We start from the raw sequence: 18711 nt of genomic DNA on the forward strand, positions 1-18711 counted from the left end.
ATCGTTAGGGTTATCATTATAGCGCTGCCGAACGCGGCAAGCGTGCCGCGCTGGAACGCAAGGTCAGACGAGAACGCCGTGGAGCGCGATCACGCCGCCGCACAGCAGCCAGCCAATCACGGCGTAGGGCAGGTTCCAGCGCAGCATGTCTCGGGCGAGTACGCCGTATCGGGCGCAGATGGCGAGGTTACTGCCGGAGAGCGGGCTGCTACCGGTGCCCAGCGCCCAGCTCATCAGAAACAGCAGGCCAAGCAGCGTCGGGTCAGGATCGAGCGGGGCGACGACCGGGGCCAACGTGGCAATGCCGATCAGAGGATGAATGCCGGTGAACGACACCGCAACGATGGCTCCCAGCGCCAGCCACGCTTCGAAATGACCGAACTGGCGAATCGGCAGTTGGAGACCGTCCGGCAGGCTCGCCAGCAGCGCCGCCAGCCCGGTGGAGATGACGCCGGCGGACAGAAACAGCGCGAACTGCGGCGCCAGCCGCTGCAGCCCGTGAGTGAATTGATGGCGCAGTCGCGAACGGCGTCCATGGCGTGGCATCAGCAGCAGCGAGAAGGGCGGCGACACCATCGCTATGATCAGCGGAATCGACAGCGACGGCCAGGCGAGATGCAGCCCGATGACCGTGATTGCAAGCAGACAAGGGAGCAGCAGTGCACCGGGTTCGAGTGGGAAACCGGAGAACGGGGCTTTCAACCGGTAGACATCGACAAAGTTGAGGATCAACAGGGCCACCGCCGCGCTGAGTCCCCATGGCAGCAGGGTGAGGTAGTCGAGTCCCGGGGCGTAGGTAAGGGCGACGCCCATGGCGACGAAGAACGGCGACCAGGCCGCCGCTGCGGTGAATCCTCGGCCCACGATCAATGCCTGCGAACGGGTAAGGCGGCCGTCGCGCTGCATGCGTTCGCCGAACAGGAACACGACCGATAGATTGATTGCCGCGCCGAACAGGTGCGAGCCGAGCAAAGTCCCCAAAAGTCCAGAGCCTGCGCGATCGTCTTTGCTGACATCGGGGCTCGCCATGGCGAGAAAGCTGACGCCGGCGAACATCATCACCAGCGTTTGGTTGATGATGAAGGCTTGAAACAGCGGATACGAGGTGCCCCGAAAGAGCGCCACACCCCACAGCACGCTCCCGACTGCCAGCAACGCACCTGCCTGTTGGCGGGACGCTCGCGGCAGCTGTCGAAAGAGCCTGAGGGTTGCGATCCAGGCAAGCGCTGCTGCCGGCCAGAGCGGTAGCGATGTTAGACTGGCGATGATACTCAGAGCCAGCATCGCCAGTATCAGCGCGCCTGAAGGACTCATGCGTCGAATGCGCTCATGAGGCGCTGCGATCGAGCCGGCCTCGCCCGCGAACGTAGTAGAATGCGGCAGCACTGAGCGCCCCGGCTGCGGCAATCTCGGCAAATACCAGTACGGAGTATCCGCCTTTGCTGACGATCAGCATGCCCTGAACGACATACAGCACGCCAAGAGCCGTCAGCCAGATGTGACCGCGGCGCCGCTCCAGTAGCAGCGTGGGTAAAAACAGGATCAGCGGTAGTGCTCGCACCACCAGCGCAGCGGCGTCCGCGTGGCCCTCGACGTAGTGCCAGATTCCACTGACGACGAGTAACGCCAGCAGCGCTGCGTAGGCCAGGCGCACGTATCGTCGCGCCTTGCCTACCGCCGCCGCCGGGTCACGACTCATGCCGGGCTGCTCGGATGGATCTCGATCGCTCACATCCGGCCCTCCGTCATCGCCGACAGGGCCAGTGACAGCCGCGCGATACGCTGACCCTGCGCCTTCGCCAGCGTCCGCTCATCGTCATCCACGGGTCGGCTGCCATCGGCTCCCGCGACATGACTGGTGCCATAGGGGGTGCCGCCGCTGCGCGTATGGATGAGCGCGGGTTCGCTGTAAGGGACCCCAGCGTAGACCATGCCGTGATGCAGCAGAGGCACCAACATGGTCAACAGCGTGCTCTCCTGGCCGCCGTGAAGGCTCGAGGTCGACGTAAAGGCGGTAGCGGGACGATCCACCAGAACCCCGTTCATCCAGAGCCCGCTGGTGGTGTCCAGAAAGTGCTTGAGTGGCGCTGCCATATTGCCGAACCGCGTAGGGCTGCCCAGGGCCAGTCCGGCACAGTGGCGCAGATCGTCCTCGGTCACGTATACCGCGCCCTCAGCCGGAATCTCGGGCTCGGTTGCCTCGCATACGGGAGATACCGAGGGCACGGTGCGAATCCTCGCCTCGATGCCGGCGATCGTTTCCACGCCGGCGGCGAGCGTTTCGGCAAGCGCACGCGTGGCGCCTTGGCGAGAGTAATAGAGCACCAGTACGTAGGGGGTCGCCGCGCGGGGCGTTCGAGAATCACTCATCGACGTTCCTCGAATTGAATGAAGGAAGAAGAAACCGGTCGTCAGATTAGCTGGAGAATGGCCTGTGGCGGGCGCCCGATCACGGCGTACTCGCCATCGTCGGCAATCGGCCGCTGCAGCAGCTTCGGATCCGTGGCGAGCAGATCCACGAGTTCTTCACGGGTCGTGGGGGCTGGCTCGCGCGAGCGCAGGTCGCTGTGACGGAGCATCTGCTCATACGCATCGCCGAGTCGGACGGCGAGACCGGCAAGCTCATCGCGGGTTGGCGGTGTCTCGAGGTAGCGTCGAATCTTGACGGTGATGCCGCGAGATTCCAGCAGCGCCAGCGCCTCGCGCGACTTTGAACAGCGAGGGTTATGATAGAGCGTCAGCTCGGGCATCGGGTCGTCGCCGTCGTAGGAAGGGAGACTGATTGTAATCGGCGCAAGGCACTGGGCTCAAACCGGCCTCGGGCGCTTGCGACGTCGTCACATGACCGTTTGTGATACGAGATCCGGCAAAGTCGCGCAATGCTCATCAGGGAGCGTCTGTGACGTCCGCGGGCAAGCGCTTGTAGACCCAGACCGAATGGCCATCTTCGAGTTTGACCGTGTCTCGGGTATAGCGCACGCCGAGTCGCTCGTAGCGATCCAGAGCTTCCAGAGCCTCGGGGGAGACCGTCAGCACTTCGCCCTCGACCTTGGCACCACTTGCCGGTTGGATATCCAGTTCCTGACGACGATAACCCGACAATGTTGCTTCTCGGGTGTCTGCCGGCGTCCCCATGATCACCCAACGCAGCAGATCATTTCTCAGCGTGCCATAGACGAAGACCTCCTGCTGACTGACGCGTTCGTCGACGGCGACCCCCTCGGGTCGTTCGTAGCCGTAAGGCCCCATGAAGGTGTACCAGAAATACCCCGCGCCAATGCCCACTGCGAGCACGACTGCCGTCAGCGCCCATCGAAGAATCCGTCCCATGCGTCAGCGTCCTCGTTTGCCGCGTCAAAACGGCGAATGTACCGGAAAACAGTGGGTAAATCCGCTTGTCGGCAGGGGAGCGGCCGCTAGCCGCCGCTTCGTGGAGCCAAATTGGCTGGGCACGGCCTACCCCCTAGCGAGAACCGGTGAACGTCGTGCTAGCATCAGAGTCGCAACTTAACTTCGGATTGGGCTCGGCTGGCGAGAGCACCATCCAAGTCGAGCGCTGCCGCGAACGCCGCCCGACGCGCGCAGCGCCTCGAGTCCAATCGTTCTGCTCACGGAGGAACGCCATCATGAGTCAGGCCAGCAACGACTATCAGGCATTCCGCCAGGCGCTGGGTAGTGATGTACGTCCGCTGACCAAGGGGCGAGATCGGGCCGCGGTCGATGCCAGACCTCGTCGTCCCTCGGAAAGCCAGCTTGCCCGACAGGTCAGTGCCCAGCGGGAAGATGAGGATGTACGGGACTTTCTGTCCGATGAGTTCGTGGATCTTCTGGGCGCTCATGACCCCATGGAGTATCGCCATGACGGTATCCAGATCGGGGTTCTCGAACGGTTGCGAAACGGTGGCTACGATGCCGAAGCACGGCTGCACATCCTGCGTATGCCGGTGGAGGAATGTCGTCGCGCGGTCTTCGGATTTCTACGCGAGGCGTACGCTCATGATCTTCGCAGCGTATTGATCGTTCATGGCCGCTCCCGAGAGGACGCGGGCAAGGCCAATGTGGTGCGCTCCTATGTCTACAAATGGCTCCGTCAGATCGATGAGGTCCAGGCATTCTCTTCGGCGCCGCCTCAGCAGGGTGGGCTCGGCGCGACGCTGGTAATGCTGAGGAAATCCGAACGGGCAAGGGCGCGCAATCGTGAGCGACAGCAGAAACGGCGTGGCTGAGAGGGTAGGCAACTCTCGGTCTTGCGATGGCCGCCCACGACGACGAAACCCGGCATCATGCCGGGTTTCGTCGTGATTCGGGAGGCGAGTAACGGGAAGGACTTAGGCATCCACTCGTTCAAACACCCGCTCGTTCAGGCACCCGCTCGTTCGCGACGACGCTGGGCGAACAACGGCTCATCGAGGTCGATGGCTGGCTGATAGCGCACGCTGAAACTGGATAGGGCTCTGAAAGCCGCATCCAGATCCTGGTCGTCACGCAAGGCCAGGGTGTCGAATCCGCAACGGCGCAGATAGTAGAGCTGATCGATGAGCACATCGCCGATGGCACGAAGTTCACCGGCATAGCCGAAGCGCTCCCGGAGAAGCCGCGCCACGGTATAGCCCCGGCCATCGGTGAACGACGGAAAGTCGATCGCTACCAGCGGCGCAGCCGACAGCGTCTCGGCGAGCTCGGCCGTCGTCTCGCAGTCGCTTGCCAGCCAGGGCGCGAGGCGTTCTTGGTCGACGCTGGAATCGGCAAGACTCTCCTGCCACAGCGTGAAGGGCACGATGGCGGGACGCGCCTCGGGCAGCGTTTGCTCGTCTCGAGAGAGCACCCAGTCGTCAGCGACCTGGACGTTGCCCCGGATCAACTTGGCGCTCGGCGCCGGAGCCACTGTCTCGACCGCGTCGGTATCGTTGGCATCAGGCATAGACGCGCTCCTTGAACGGTTGATGGCCTACGCGACGGTAGGTGTCCAGGAAACGCTCGTCCTCGAGACGCTTCTCGACATAGACCTTGAGCACCTTGTCGATGACCGCCGGTACGTCCTCGCGATAGAACGAGGGTCCCAGAATCTTGCCCAGCGAGACATCGTCGTCGGCATTGCCGCCGAGGGATATCTGATAATACTCCTCGCCTTTTTTGTCGACGCCTAGGATGCCGATGTTGCCGACGTGATGGTGGCCGCAGGCATTCATGCAACCGGAGATGTTCAGGTCGATGGGCCCGAGATCGTAGAGATAGTCGAGGTCCTCGAAACGTTCCTGGATCGCTTGGGCGATCGGAATCGACACGGCATTGGCCAGCGAGCAGTAGTCACCACCGGGACAGCAGATAATGTCATTCAGCGTGCCCACGGTGGGATTGGCCATGCCGAGGGCGTCGAGCTGATGCCACAGCGTCTCGATCTCGTCGACCGGCACGTCCGAGAAGACCAGATTCTGTTCATGGGTGACACGCAGTTCGCCAAAACCGAAGGCGTCGGCGAGATCCGCCACGGCGTCCATCTGATCGGCCGTGACATCACCCGGCGCGTGCTCGCGACGTTTTAGCGACAGCGTCACTGCCTTGTAACCGGGCACTTTGTGATCGACCACGTTATTGGTCACGAAGCGGGCAAAGGCGCGATTCTCCTGACGCAGTTGCTCGTAGGCAGCGATCGCCGCGTCGGCAACAGGGCGCCGACCCGGTTCGGGGAAGTGTTCACGGGCCGCCTGGACAGTGGCCTCGTCGAGCGTCTGCGAGCCATCCTTGAGATGCGCCCACTCTGCCTCGACACGGCGTCGGAACTCCTCCACCCCCAGCGCCTTGACCAGAATCTTGATACGCGCCTTGAACTTGTTGTCGCGGCGCCCGAACTGGTTGTAGACCCGCACGATCGATTCGAGATAGGTCAGCAGATGTTGCCAAGGCAGATCGTCGCGAATCACCTCGCCGACCATCGGTGTACGCCCCATGCCGCCACCGGCGAGTACACGCACTCGGAGCTCGTCCTGTTCGTTGCGCCACAGGCGCAGGCCGATGTCGTGGACGTGGATCGCCGCCCGGTCATGGGTCGCCCCGGTCACCGCAATCTTGAACTTCCGCGGGAGGTAGGCGAACTCCGGATGCAGCGTCGACCACTGGCGAATGAGCTCGCACCAGGGGCGAGGGTCGACGACCTCGTCACGGGCGATGCCGGCGAACTGGTCGCTGGTGGTGTTGCGGATACAGTTGCCGCTGGTCTGGATGGCGTGCATTTCGACCTTGGCGAGATCCCCCAGGATGTCGGGCACGTCCTCGATCGCCGGCCAGTTGAGCTGCAGGTTCTGGCGAGTCGTGAAGTGGCCGTAGCCGCGGTCGTAGCGCCGAGTGATCTCGGCCAGCGCGCGTAACTGATGACCGCTCAGCATTCCGTAGGGAATGGCGATACGCAGCATGGGCGCGTGGCGCTGAATGTAGAGACCGTTCTGCAAACGCAGAGGGCGAAACTCCTCCTCGCCGAGCTGGCCCGCCAGGTAGCGGTCCATCTGATCGCGAAACTGCGCGACACGCTCGTCGACGAGTGTCTGGTCATAGTCGTCGTAGCGATACATCGGGCTTATCCTGCTAGTCATGGATGGCCAATGAGCGCACCTTACTGCCGGCGCGTTATTCTACAAAAGAATAAATGCTCATAGTTTATTGCTTAAACGTTATTAGAGACGATTGTCGCCCCGGAAGTCAGAGCTTCTGCCGTCTCGATCTGATCGCAGCAGGCCCGTCGGTCGGCAGGAGGGCGGAGACTCTCACACCTCTCGGCGCTCAGTGTCTCATCGCCGAGCGTCGCTTCCGACTCGAGCCTCCATCTGTCATGCCTAACCCGGCCCTGTAGCGGCTCGGGCAGCGCCTGTACCAGTATGGCAGGGTCCTCGTCGTCACCAGCCCACGATGCGATGAGTCTCTGGGTCAGGGGCTCGTGAACGGTGGGGTGCGGAACGGCCACGGGCGTCTCCGACAGCGCAGTCGATTTCGGCGGGTTCGACAGCGTAGCAGAAAGGCCTACGCCGGGTAGAGATGCGCGGAGCACTAGCGGCGAATCCCCGACCATTCCATTTCTTGACTAAAACACTCAGGATTGTCTTGTGCGCGGCTTTTTCCTACCATAGTGACCACATCTCTAGCAGAGTTAAGAGCGACTATGAGTCAACCCATTCAGATTACCGACAGCGGTCAGGAATACCTGGCCGATCTGCTCTCCAAGCAGGACGTCGACGATATCGCGGTGCGCGTCTTCATTACCCAGCCGGGTACGCCGTACGCGGAGACCTGCCTGGCCTATTGTCGGCCGGGGGAGGAGGAACCGAGTGACGAAAAAGTCGAACTCGAGCGATTCAATGTCTTTCTCGACAAGAATAGCGTGCCGTTTCTCGAAGAGGCTGTCGTCGATTTCAACGCGGACCGCATGGGCGGGCAACTGACCATCAAGGCACCTAACGCCAAGATGCCGAAAGTCAACGCCGACAGCCCCCTGGAAGACCGCATCAATTACATCCTCTACAGCGAGATCAACCCCGGGCTCGCCGCCCACGGTGGCGAGATTCGGCTTATCCAGCTGACCGAGGAACCGGTTGCGGTACTCCAGTTCGGTGGCGGCTGCCAGGGGTGTGCGGCGGTGGATCTGACCCTCAAGGAAGGGGTCGAACGGACGCTGATGGAACGCATTCCCGAGCTAACGGGTATTCGCGACGTCACCGATCACACCGACACCACCAACGCCTATTACTGACGCTGGCGGGCGGAATCGACAAGAGCACTCATCGAGTGCTCTTTTTTTTGTCCAGTGGGTTCGGTTCGCGCAGCGGCGTGATTGGCGCGGGCGTCAACGTTCGCAGGGACGGCGCGATCGCAATCGATTGCCCAATCTTCTCGCCCGCAAGGGTGTGGCGCGTGTTCAAGCGGCGGTCGGGACTACAGTCTCTGCCTGGCCTGCCGATAAGTCAGACAAACCCCACCTCTACCGGTGCGCTGCGCCAGGAGTCACGACGTTGCTTCGTTTCCTCGCTTCCACGCTTGTCGCAGCGCCGGTGCTCGGTCTGCTCGCGCCCTCATCGACCTTGGCGCTGACGCTGGGCACCGGCGATACCGCCGGTGTTTATTACCCCATCGGGCAGGAGGTCTGCGCGCTTTACACGCAATCGACAGGTGGCGCATGCGAGGCGCTGAGCACCGGAGGCTCTCTCTATAATATGGAAGCCGTGCGCACTGGAGATCTGACACTGGGCATCGTTCAGTCTGACGTGCAATACGCGGCGGCGAAGGGGCGACCACCCTTCGAGGATATCGGGCCTGACGCCTCGATACGGGCGGTTTTCTCCCTTCATGCAGAAGCCTTCACGGTGGTCGCGCAATCCGCGGAAATCGAGCATTTCTCTGACCTTCGCGGCCAGCGCGTCAACGTCGGGAACCCCGGCTCCGGACACCGGGCAACGCTCGACGCATTGCTCGAGGCGGGTGGCCAATCGGAGTCATTTTTCTCAATCGCCAGTGAGCTCAAGCCCGAGGCGATGTCTCGCCTGATGTGCGAAGGGCGGTTGGATGCTTTTGTCTATGTCGTGGGGCATCCCTCCAAGGCGATCGATCAAGCCACCAGACGCTGTGAGGCTCATCTGGTCGACGTCGACGGGGAGGCGGTCACTCAACTGCTGTCGAAAGCGCCTTATTACGATACGGCCGTCGTGCCGGGGGGGCTTTACGCTGGCAACCCAACTGACACCCAAACCTTTGGTGTCAGAGCGACGCTGGTAACACGTGCCGATGCCGACGAGAATCAGATTTACGATCTTGTATCGGCCGTATTCGATAACTGGGAGGTCTTTCGGGGGTCACACCCGGCACTACAGAATCTGACACCGGAGATCATGATCGATTCGGCGAGAACCGCGCCACTTCATGCAGGGGCGCGGCGTTACTACCAAAGCCTACAGTGAAGAAGCGTCGAAGCCGATTTTGGATCCGACTCGGCTGGCTTGATCCACGGTACCTGTCTCACACGGCCGTCGGGGGCAGGGCGGCCCGGGAAAGTCGCTCCTGCATTTCACGGTTGGCGGCCCGCAAGTTCTTGAGCTCTTTCTCAAGGCGCTGTTTCTCCTGCTGAACGTTACGCAAGCGGTCGTCGCTGACGCGTCGCTCACTCGCTACCTGCTCCGTGTGGGCTTTCTCGGTCCGCTGCGTCTCTTGCAACTGAGAGTACTGCCGACGATGTTCCGAGAGGTCTAACTGAAGGCGTTCGCAGCGTTGGTCAAGATTTGCCAAGCGCTGCTCATACTGTTTTTCCTGCTTGGCGCGCTCTTGTTTGGCATCGTCCAATAGCTCCATGAGTCGGGTCTCCGCCGACTCGTGACGCTTTTCTTCCTGTGCCAGCTTGTTCTGATGCGCCTGCTGCGCGCGCGCGGCTGCCTCGCGATGCTGCTTTTCGCTCTCCTCAAGGCTCTGTTCATGGCGATGACAGGCCTGCTCGAGCTGTGAAATGCGTTTTTGCTGCTGGGTCTGACTTGTCTTCAGCGTCTGCAGCTCCAACTGGAAGCGGGCCGCTTCGGCGGTCTTGGCTTCAAGACGCTCCTGAACGCGCAGCATATGCTCGTTCAGTGCTTCCAGGCGTTGTTCGGCATCTTCACGCTCCCGCTGTGCTTGAAGCGTGGCGTTGTCCGACTCCTTGATCTGTTCGTCGGCCTCCTGTCGGTAAGCGGCAAGCTTTTCGTAAGCCGCCTGCTGCGCCTTCTCCCAGATGTCGCCAACCCAGTGTTCTAGGTTCTCGGGGCGATCGATAGCAGGCCGTGTCTGGCCGGCGCCATGATCTCTCAGTCGCCACTCCCGAAGGTGATCGCTGATGGTCGTGTAACTGCCGGTGCCGAGAAACTCGCGCACTTTCTGTACGCTGATGGTTTCCCCGCGCTGCTGCAGCGTGTCGATCGCGCGGCGAACGTCTTCGTAACGAATTCCATTGCGAGCCATAGTGCGTTCCCTGTTTGGCGTCTGACTGTCCCTGGAGCTCTTTGACGGCTCCTGAGAATCAGCATAAGACATTTACGTAAATTCGATACGTAAAAAACGCGATCGACTCGCCACGGCTAGGGTCACCGGCACATAGCTCTTATAATAGCGCCATTCAAGTAGAGGAGTTTCCATGAGTATTGCCGAGACACAGGCCGAGCTGGTCGACGAATTTTCGATGTTCGACAACTGGATGGATCGCTATCAATACATCATCGATATGGGACGACAGCTGCCGCCGTATCCCGAGGAGGAGCGGATACCGGCCTTCAAGATCGAGGGATGCCAGTCCAGCGTCTGGCTGCGGTCGCACGAAGAGGGCGGTCACCTGCGCTTTCGCGCCATGTCGGACGCGGCGATTGTCTGCGGCTTGATCGCGATACTGCTGCGGGTCTACGACGATCGTGATGCGGCGGAGATCGTTGCGAACGAGCCTGCGTTCCTCACAGATCTCGGGTTGGATCAACACCTGTCACCCACGCGCAGTAACGGCTTGCACGCGATGCTCGAGCGGATTTATGCCATCGCGCGCGAGACGGCAGCGAGAGACGCCTGACATTCTGAAGCGTGAGTCTCGCGCGGGGTGACAAGTCGAAAGTCGGTGGCATTCGTGAAGAGAGTCGGTTGCATAAGTGAAAGGACTGCCGCCGATCAAGATGACGCGCTGCTAATCGCGATGATCGCAGCGGTCGTCATGGCAATGAGCATCGTGACCATCGCGCGAAGCTTCCGGTTCGGGCACGGGGTCGACACCGCCCGGATGAAGCGGATGGCACTTGAGCAGACGTCGCAGTGAGAGCCATCCGCCGCGCCACGGTCCGTGAAGCTTGACGGCCTCCAACGCATAGCTCGAGCAGGTCGGCCAGAATCGACAGCGCGGGCCGAGCAGGGGGCTGATGCCATAGCGGTAACACTGAATCAATCCCGTCAGAATCGCTGTCGCGATCTGGCTCAAGCGGTGTTTCACCCCTTGCTACCGTATAACGCCTCGGGCGAGATCAGCGGCGCGCTATCCACTTCGGCGTGTTCCGCCGTCAGCTTTACGTAGAAGCAGTTACGTCGACCGGTGTGGCAGGCAGGCCCTGATTGATCGACCTTGAGCAGCAGCGTGTCACCGTCGCAGTCGAACCGCGCTTCGACGAGACGCTGGTGCTGACCCGAGCTTTCGCCTTTGCGCCAGAACGCCTGACGAGATCGGGACCAGTAGCAGACTTGACCTGTCTCGAGGGTTTCGCGAAGCGCCGGACCGTTCATCCACGCCATCATCAACACTTCGCCGCTATCGTGCTGCTGGGCAATGGCGGGAACCAAACCCTCGGCGTTCCATTTGGCCTGGGCGATGACGTCGTCGAGTGCGACCTGAGTACCGATGTCGGCGCTTTCGAGCGCGTTAAAAAGTGACATGAGATTCTTTCATCCATTCGTGAAATCGATGCCTGTTCAGGCACCATCGCGGCAACTGTCACAAACGCCGAGCAGCTCGATCGTCTGACGCTGGATGGTGAAGCCACGCTGACGGGCCGTCGCGGTGAGCAGTTCGCCCACGGTTTCCTGGTGCAACTCTTCAACGCGGCCACACTCGCGACAGATGAGCAGCTGAAATCGATGCACGTGTTCTGGGCAGGGACAGGCAAGATAGGCGTTCAGCGACTCGATGCGATGGACCAGTCCCTGTTCGATCAGAAAATCCAGCGCCCGATAGACCGTTGGCGGCCTGGCAGCGGCATGTTCATCGGAAAGCTTGTCGAGCAGGTCATATGCCTTCAAGCCCCCAGGCGTGCTTGAGATCATTTCGAGCACGCGACGGCGTATCGGCGTAAACCGAACGCCACGTGCCTGACACTGAGTTTCGGCTTGTTGTAGCAGCGCCTGAGAATCGAGCATCGCCATTCCTGAAAAACCTGCGAAGAGAGAGGCTGCATTCTACGCACTCGGCAAGAGTGGGGCCAATGGAGCAGCGAAAGCCCGAGCTGGCTATAACCTTGAAGAGAGCAAGACGTCGCATGACGCGGGTGGGATAGCTGAATCTGAAAAGACGTCGATCCACACGATTTAACATGTATGCACACCAATTGATGTATATTTCTCTTTATAACAATCAGTTATGTGAGATTTCGTGTCAACTCAGTACCCGCGCTCCTTTCTATATAGGTAGGCTCCTACCCGGTAAGAGCGAGACTGCTACATCCTCGCGATACGGCCTCTCTCGATGACCACGTAGCTGACAGCGCTGCAACCGTTTCTAACCCCTCACTCTCACCAATGGCGAGAACCGTTCGCAGTGGCGGCCCTTGAGTGAACATGCTTGGGTGACAGACCTGCCTCGCAAGGGTTTGGTATCCTCCAGAAGGAAAGAGTGACACCAACCTAAGTGCTTAGTAGGCTTACAAAAGATAACGAACTATTGGCTTCCTAGGGAGCCCGCACTCAGGGAGCAACACCCCCATATGGCCTTCGACCAAACCTATTGCATGGATACTCTCGCCGCCGCCACTCGGCCTGAAGCGGACAGCAGTGAGTTCATCTATGCCTTCCTTGATGCCTACGGATTCCCCAAGGCGACTATCACCCAGGTCCGCAATGACGGACAGCGCAACGTGGCCAGCCGCAAGACGGAAGGACACGTTGCGCTGAAGAACTGGCTCTACTTCATGCCGGTGCGCCAGGGAGAGAGCATCCATGAGGCGTTGCAGGTGCTGGCCGACGAGGACGAGCCTGCCCGGCACAGGTGCCGCTTCCTGATGGTGACGGACTTCCGTGAGCTGACGGCGCTGGACACCAAGACCGATGAGCGCCTGGAGGTTGGGTTCAGTGAGCTGGCGACCCAATACCTGTTCTTTGCCCCTATGGCGGGTCTGGAGCGCACCAAGCACTTCGAGGAGGCGTCTGCCGACTTAAAGGCGGCGGCCAAGATGGGGCGGCTGTTTGACCGCCTGAAGGAGGTCAATGAGTTCAGCACCCCTGAGCAGCTGCACGCGCTCAACGTGTTCCTGACCCGCCTGCTGTTCTGCTACTTCGCCGAAGACACCGGCATCTTCCCCAAGAACGCCTTCACCAAGGTCATCACCGAGGCCACCGGTGAGAACGGGGAGGAGTTGCCTGACCTGCTTACCCAGCTATTCCGGGTGATGAACCAATCGGAGAATGAGCGCCCAGCTGACCTGGCCGTTCACGTTGCCCAGTTCCCCTACGTCAACGGTGGTCTGTTCCATGACGACCTCCCCGTGCCCGAGGTTCGTGGCAAGGGGCGGCGGATGATGATCGAGTGCGGCCAGCTCGCTTGGGAGGCGGTGAACCCCGATATCTTCGGCTCGATGTTCCAGGCGGTGGTGGACGAGGAGAGCCGCGATGCGCTGGGGCAGCACTACACCTCTGTGCCCAACATCATGAAGGTGATTCGCCCGTTGTTCCTCGACAAGCTCTACGCAGAGCTGCACAAGGCGAAGGGCAACCGGAAGAAGCTGGAAGCGCTGCTGGAGCGGCTGACACGGATTCGCGTATTCGACCCCGCGATGGGGTCCGGCAACTTTCTTATCATCTCGTACAAGGAACTACGCCGGCTGGAGATGGCGGTTTTCCGGGCTCTACAGGAGGTGTCGGGCCAGCAAGAGATGTTCATGAGCGGGATTCGTCTTGGCCAGTTCTATGGTATCGAGATTGCTGATTTCGCTCACGAAGTGGCGCAGTTATCGCTGTGGCTGGCTGAGCACCAGATGAACATACTGTTTACCAAAGAGTTTGGTCATGTTGAGCCGCTACTCCCTCTTAAGGACTCTGCCACTTTGATTTGTGGTAACAGCCTACGCTTAAACTGGGAGGAAGTCTGCCCAAATAATGATGATAGGCATGAAGTTTATGTGTGTGGGAATCCCCCTTTTTTGGGGTCAGGGCCCAATAGGAACGAAGAGCAAAATCAAGACATGAAGCTCGTTTTTTCCGAGTTTAAAAAATATAAGGATCTTGATTATGTAGCCTCTTTCTTCTGGAAGGGAGCTCAGTATGTTAGGAGCTCAGGAAGCATTGCGCTTGTTTCAACAAGTTCAATATGTCAAGGTGAGCAGGTTGCTATGCTCTGGCCCCGCATCTTAGATTTAGGAATAGAGATATTTTTCGCATACCAGTCTTTTGTCTGGAAGAATAGCGCTAAGGACAATGCATCAGTGCATGTGGTGGTGATAGGCCTAAGTAGCTCACCATCTGAAAAACATTTATATAGCAAGATTTCTTCAGACTGGAGAAGAAAAAAGGTTGATAATATTAGCCCTTATCTTTTAGAAGGTGGTGATGTTGTTGTAGAAGCGAGGAGGAAACCTATATGTAATGTGATGCCATACAGAAATGGAAGTGTGGCCGCGGATGGAGGAAATCTCATTCTTACCGAGGATGAGATGAAGAGACTTGTAGAAAGAGAGCCTGAGTCAAAAAGATTTATTAAGGAATATCTTGGTGCCAAAGGGCTTGTAAATGGGGTGAATAGGTATTGCGTTTGGCTGGCAGAAGAAGATGAGGATGATTTTCTATCTTTTTTGGAAATCTCAAGAAGGGTGGAAAAAGTTAGGGATTTTAGGCTAGAAAGCAAAAAAGAAGCCACTAAGCAGAAAGCCTCAACGCCTCATGTTTTTACAGAAAACAGGCAGCCTTTGGACGGAGAGTATTTAGCAATCCCTAGGTCGACGTCAGTAAGAAGAAAATACATACCAATTGGGTATTTCGACAGTGAGAAGGTGGTTGCAAACAACGACCTTCAGGTGGTTCCTGGCGCAGGCCTTTATGAATTCGCCATTCTAACATCCAGAATGCACAATGACTGGATGAGAGTAGTCGGAGGCCGCCTTAAAAGTGATTATCGCTACTCAGCTACACTAGTATACAATACCTTCCCTTGGCCAGAAGTATCTTCCCACCAGCGCAATGATATCGAGAAACTGGGCCGGGCGGTGATCTTGTCCCGTGCAGCTTACCCTGAAAAGACTCTGGATCAGCTCTACGCCCCAGACAAGATGCCCAACAATCTTCAGGAAGCCCACCATGAACTGGATCGGGCTGTTGAATATTTGTATCGAGACCGTCCTTTCCGTGATGCAGCTGAGCGCCTCGAGTATCTATTAGCTCGCTACGAGGCATTGATCGAAGCAGATAAGGCAACTGCAGTGGGTAGAAGCAAGCGGTCTGCAAAAGCCACAACCGAGAAGGGCTAAGGCATGGCGGAACTGATTAAGGTCGAATATGCTCGCACCGGCAGAAGCTCTAGTAGCGATCAGTTGGGGATGCGCGAAATGCAGGCGAGAGCCTACGAGAAGCGTGACAGCCAGTATCTGCTGCTGAAAGCGCCTCCGGCTTCTGGCAAGTCTCGGGCGTTGATGTTCTTGGCCCTCCACAAGCTTAGCCACACGGGTCTGCGCAAGGTCATCGTGGCGGTGCCGGAGATGTCCATTGGGGCATCGTTCAAGGACACTGACCTCACCTCCCACGGCTTCCACTGGGACTGGCACGTCGAGGATCGCAACGACCTGTGTCGGGCTGGCAACGATAGCGGCAAGGTGGATGCCTTCTGCCGCTTCATGGCCGATCGCAACGACCGAACCCTGGTCTGCACCCATGCTACGCTGCGCTATGCCTTTGCCAAGCTGAAGCCCTCTGACTTCAACGACTGCCTGGTGGCGATCGACGAGTTCCACCATGTCTCCGCCGATGAGGGCAACAGGCTAGGAGGGTTGATCGATGATTTGATGCATGGCTCCAATGCGCACATCGTCGCCATGACTGGCAGCTACTTCCGTGGTGACGCTGCCCCGATCCTGCTGCCCGACGATGAAGCCCATTTCGACAAAGTTACCTACACGTACTACGAGCAGCTCAACGGCTATAGCTATCTGAAGTCCCTGGGTATCGGTTATCACTTCTATCAAGGTCGCTACCTCGACGCGATCCGCGAGGTTCTGGACCCGGCTAAGAAGACCATCGTCCACATCCCCAACGTCAACAGCGGCGAGAGCACCAAGGACAAGTATGGCGAGGTCGATCATATTCTCGATGCGCTGGGTGATGTCGAGATGCAAGACAGCCGCACCGGCATCGTTACCGTGCGTCACCCGAGCGGCAAGCAGCTGAAGATCGCCGATCTCGTCACCGACACCCCTATACGCCGCGACGTGCAGGAATACCTACGCCAGGTCACCAAGCCTGAGGACGTCGATGTCATCATCGCCCTGGGCATGGCCAAGGAGGGCTTCGACTGGCCCTTCTGTGAGCATGTGCTGACTATCGGCTACCGCAACTCCATGACTGAGATCGTCCAGATCATTGGGCGTGCTACCCGAGACAGCGAGGGCAAGACCCACGCCCAGTTCACCAACCTGATAGCCCAGCCTGATGCCGATGATGAGGACGTGAAGGTTAGTGTTAACAACCTACTCAAGGCGATCACCGTCTCGCTGCTGATGGAGCAGGTGCTGGCACCTAGCGTATCGTTCAAACCGCGCTCACGCATGCGACCGGACGAAAAGCCCGAACCAGGCACCGTGATCATCGAGGACAGCCAAGCACCAGTATCTGACAAGGTGATGAGTATCCTGGACTCTGGTGGCCAGGAAGACATTATCTCGGTCCTGCTTCAAAAACCTGAAGTGGCCGCCGCTGCAGTGACTGACACCACTGAGCCTGAAGTTATCAATGAAGTGGAACTACCGAAGGTCATCGAGCGACTGCATCCAGATCTTGATGAGAGTGAGCGTGAGGTGCTGCGCGAGACCGTGCTGACCACCATGGGGGCTAGGGCTACAGGCGGGCTTTTCAACGAGGACGAGCTACCCAAGGGAGCCGAGATCCATGAGCCCGGCCAGAGTTATGAGACTGATGAGAATGGTGTGCCTGTCGATCCTGGTGCTGCCCCGGATGGACGCGATCTAGGTGGGGAAGCCGATGACGGTGAGCCGAAGGGCAACCGTCAGTTCATTAAGATAGGTGAGAAGTTCGTCAATATCGAGCACCTCAACATCGATCTCATCAACCAGATCAACCCCTTCCAGGGCGCCTATGAGATTCTGTCCAAGGCGCTGACCGCTCCTGTGCTGAAGACCATCCAGGACACCGTAGTTGGCAACCGCACGCAGATGACCGAGGAGGAAGCGGTGGTGCTGTGGCCCAAAATCGTCGCTTTCACCAAGGAGAAGGGGCATCCGCCTTCGGTGCACAGCGATGACCACATGGAGGTCCGCTATGCCGAGGCGCTGGCTTACATCCAGCAGAAGAAACGGGAGAAAATGAAGGGGGCGTCAACATGATTCGTACCCGTCGAGAAGCGCCAAAGCGGCGAACGCTGGACGACATTTTCGCCACACCCGATGAATTGGGGCTACTGAACGTGGCACCACCCAGATCGTCTGCACCGAGTGCCGATCAGCGACTAGTGGCGAGCCTACGGAGCATCGAAGCATTCGTGAGCCAGCATGAGCGCGAGCCAAAGCAGGATGCAGAAGACCTCAATGAAGCCACGTTAGCCGTCCAATTAGCCTCCCTCAGGAACGATCCTGCCAAGATAGAGGGGTTAGCCGCCTGGGACACCCTCAGCCTCCTGGGGAGCTCTGCGGGGGATTCTGAGGATACCAGTCAAGACCAGCCTGCTACGAGTTCAGGAGCGGGGCAGAAGGGCGGCAGTGGTGAAACGGAAGCCATTTCGCCCACGCCAGTACAAGCGTACGTATCGCCGGACAGCGTTACATCGCTGGATGATATCTGGGATAGCGACACCCTTGGGCTGTTGAGCGGCGGGGACGAGAGTGTCGAGTCGATTTTCGACCTGACCCACGTGCCCGAGAGCAGTGAACGGGACATGCCTGAGGAGATTGCCCAGCGGACCCACTGCGACGACTTCTACCGCTTTGAGGGCCTGTTTGATCAAGTCCGTGAAGAGCTGCGAGAGAGCGATGCCGAAGCGGTGCCCTTTCAAATGGAGTCCCAGATCGACGAGGGCGACATGTTCGTACTCAACGGTATGCTGTGTATCGCCGATCAGGTGGGGGAAGAGAGTGTCGGCGCTGGTCGAAAGTTCAACCCGCGTCTTCGGGTCGTCTTCGACAACGGCACTGAATCCAACCTACTTCTGCGTTCACTCGCCAGGGCGCTCTACAAGGATGAGACAGGCCGGCGAATTCTCCGGCGTGACAGCACCTTCGATGCCATGCAGGGCATCACTCATCATGACAAGCGCACCGGGCTCATCTACATCCTGCGCTCACTGAGCCAGGACCCGACATTGCGCGGCATTCGCAACCTCTACAAGATCGGCTACACCGAGAAAGAGCTGGACCAACGTATCGCCGGGGCTGAACGTCAACAGACCTACCTGGAAGCGCCTGTGCAGGTCGTTACGTCGTTTGAGTGCTACAACCTCGATCCGCGTCGCTTCGAGCGTCTGGTTCACGCCATGCTCCATCACCAGCGGGTCAACGTCCAACTGCACAGCCGGGATGGCAGCACCTACCGACCCCGAGAGTGGTTTGACGTCGAGCTGGTCACGGCTAGGGAGATCGTGAATCGGATCGTGGATGGTACAATTGCTCAGTATCGTATGGACAATACGGTAGGGCGGCTGGTGAAGAAGTAGCCTGATAAGCTTAAGAAGAGACGGGAAAAGATGATGAATAAAAAGAATTCACCACTAAATCGGCTGCGGGGAAGTGTGGTCGAACTCAAAGGGCCATTTGAGCC

At 59.0% G+C, this 18711-nt stretch carries 18 protein-coding genes; 7 read left to right on the plus strand and 11 right to left on the minus strand.

What is annotated here, in order from left to right; genetic code table 11:
• Nucleotides 1-63: 63 nt before the first annotated feature.
• From DOM41_RS13185 to DOM41_RS13205, 5 genes are all read right to left on the minus strand, one after another.
• On the minus strand, nt 64-1314 hold the full coding sequence (locus DOM41_RS13185) for a hypothetical protein (protein ID WP_245391845.1): 1251 nt from the start codon (nt 1312-1314) through the stop codon (nt 64-66).
• 13 nt (nt 1315-1327) lie between these two features.
• Nucleotides 1328-1732, minus strand: a complete 405-nt coding sequence (locus DOM41_RS13190) for a DUF2069 domain-containing protein (protein ID WP_110687315.1) — start codon at nt 1730-1732, stop codon at nt 1328-1330.
• On the minus strand, nt 1729-2370 hold the full coding sequence (wrbA, locus tag DOM41_RS13195) for an NAD(P)H:quinone oxidoreductase (RefSeq protein ID WP_110687316.1): 642 nt from the start codon (nt 2368-2370) through the stop codon (nt 1729-1731). Before wrbA ends, DOM41_RS13190 begins: the two co-directional genes overlap by 4 nt.
• A gap of 41 nt (nt 2371-2411) precedes the next feature.
• Nucleotides 2412-2750, minus strand: coding sequence for an ArsC/Spx/MgsR family protein (locus tag DOM41_RS13200; protein ID WP_110687317.1), 339 nt, complete (start codon nt 2748-2750; stop codon nt 2412-2414).
• 136 nt (nt 2751-2886) lie between these two features.
• Nucleotides 2887-3330: a gamma-glutamylcyclotransferase family protein gene (locus DOM41_RS13205; RefSeq protein WP_110687318.1), complete on the minus strand. Its 444-nt coding sequence runs from the start codon at nt 3328-3330 to the stop codon at nt 2887-2889.
• A gap of 296 nt (nt 3331-3626) precedes the next feature.
• Between DOM41_RS13205 and smrA the strand changes: the two genes are divergently transcribed.
• Nucleotides 3627-4226: a DNA endonuclease SmrA gene (smrA, locus tag DOM41_RS13210; protein ID WP_110687319.1), complete on the plus strand. Its 600-nt coding sequence runs from the start codon at nt 3627-3629 to the stop codon at nt 4224-4226.
• 134 nt (nt 4227-4360) lie between these two features.
• Here the strand turns inward: smrA and DOM41_RS13215 are convergent, their stop codons facing one another.
• Both DOM41_RS13215 and DOM41_RS13220 read right to left on the minus strand, forming a co-directional pair.
• Nucleotides 4361-4921, minus strand: a complete 561-nt coding sequence (locus DOM41_RS13215) for a DUF934 domain-containing protein (protein WP_110687320.1) — start codon at nt 4919-4921, stop codon at nt 4361-4363.
• Nucleotides 4914-6566 (minus strand): nitrite/sulfite reductase, encoded by a 1653-nt coding sequence (locus tag DOM41_RS13220; RefSeq protein ID WP_110687321.1) that lies wholly within the window; start codon nt 6564-6566, stop codon nt 4914-4916. Before DOM41_RS13220 ends, DOM41_RS13215 begins: the two co-directional genes overlap by 8 nt.
• Nucleotides 6567-7150: 584 nt before the next feature.
• Here DOM41_RS13220 and nfuA point away from each other — a divergent pair.
• Together nfuA and DOM41_RS13235 are read left to right on the plus strand one after the other, a co-directional pair.
• Nucleotides 7151-7738 (plus strand): Fe-S biogenesis protein NfuA, encoded by a 588-nt coding sequence (gene nfuA / locus DOM41_RS13230; RefSeq protein WP_110687323.1) that lies wholly within the window; start codon nt 7151-7153, stop codon nt 7736-7738.
• A gap of 259 nt (nt 7739-7997) precedes the next feature.
• Complete coding sequence (locus DOM41_RS13235; RefSeq protein ID WP_110687324.1) at nt 7998-8939, plus strand: TAXI family TRAP transporter solute-binding subunit; 942 nt, start codon at nt 7998-8000, stop codon at nt 8937-8939.
• 58 nt (nt 8940-8997) lie between these two features.
• On the opposite strand, the gene DOM41_RS13240 is transcribed toward DOM41_RS13235, so the two are convergent.
• Nucleotides 8998-10035: a DNA-binding protein gene (locus DOM41_RS13240; RefSeq protein WP_110687325.1), complete on the minus strand. Its 1038-nt coding sequence runs from the start codon at nt 10033-10035 to the stop codon at nt 8998-9000.
• Nucleotides 10036-10135: 100 nt separating this feature from the next.
• Here DOM41_RS13240 and DOM41_RS13245 point away from each other — a divergent pair, with 100 nt between their 5' ends.
• Complete coding sequence (locus tag DOM41_RS13245) at nt 10136-10558, plus strand: SufE family protein (RefSeq protein WP_110687326.1); 423 nt, start codon at nt 10136-10138, stop codon at nt 10556-10558.
• A gap of 111 nt (nt 10559-10669) precedes the next feature.
• Here the strand turns inward: DOM41_RS13245 and yidD are convergent, their stop codons facing one another.
• The 3 genes from yidD to DOM41_RS13260 are packed head-to-tail and all read right to left on the minus strand — an operon-like array spanning nt 10670 to nt 11886.
• Nucleotides 10670-10957, minus strand: a complete 288-nt coding sequence (gene yidD, locus DOM41_RS13250; protein ID WP_223160996.1) for a membrane protein insertion efficiency factor YidD — start codon at nt 10955-10957, stop codon at nt 10670-10672.
• Nucleotides 10958-10965: 8 nt separating this feature from the next.
• A complete protein-coding gene (gene hisI, locus DOM41_RS13255; RefSeq protein WP_110687328.1) occupies nt 10966-11406 on the minus strand; it encodes a phosphoribosyl-AMP cyclohydrolase in 441 nt (146 codons plus the stop codon).
• Nucleotides 11407-11442: 36 nt separating this feature from the next.
• Nucleotides 11443-11886, minus strand: coding sequence for a transcriptional repressor (locus DOM41_RS13260; RefSeq protein WP_110687329.1), 444 nt, complete (start codon nt 11884-11886; stop codon nt 11443-11445).
• A 563-nt stretch (nt 11887-12449) separates the two neighbouring features.
• On the opposite strand from DOM41_RS13260, the gene DOM41_RS13265 reads away from it, so the two are divergent.
• Genes DOM41_RS13265 through DOM41_RS13275 form a run of 3 tightly spaced genes read left to right on the plus strand, consistent with a single transcriptional unit; the run spans nt 12450 to nt 18607 of the window.
• On the plus strand, nt 12450-15200 hold the full coding sequence (locus DOM41_RS13265) for a DNA methyltransferase (RefSeq protein ID WP_110687330.1): 2751 nt from the start codon (nt 12450-12452) through the stop codon (nt 15198-15200).
• Between the two features lie 3 nt (nt 15201-15203).
• Complete coding sequence (locus DOM41_RS13270) at nt 15204-17285, plus strand: DEAD/DEAH box helicase (protein WP_110687331.1); 2082 nt, start codon at nt 15204-15206, stop codon at nt 17283-17285.
• On the plus strand, nt 17282-18607 hold the full coding sequence (locus tag DOM41_RS13275) for a GIY-YIG nuclease family protein (RefSeq protein ID WP_110687332.1): 1326 nt from the start codon (nt 17282-17284) through the stop codon (nt 18605-18607). Before DOM41_RS13270 ends, DOM41_RS13275 begins: the two co-directional genes overlap by 4 nt.
• Nucleotides 18608-18711 lie beyond the last annotated feature (104 nt).

Source organism: Salinicola aestuarinus, assembly GCF_003206645.1.
GTDB lineage: Bacteria > Pseudomonadota > Gammaproteobacteria > Pseudomonadales > Halomonadaceae > Salinicola > Salinicola aestuarinus.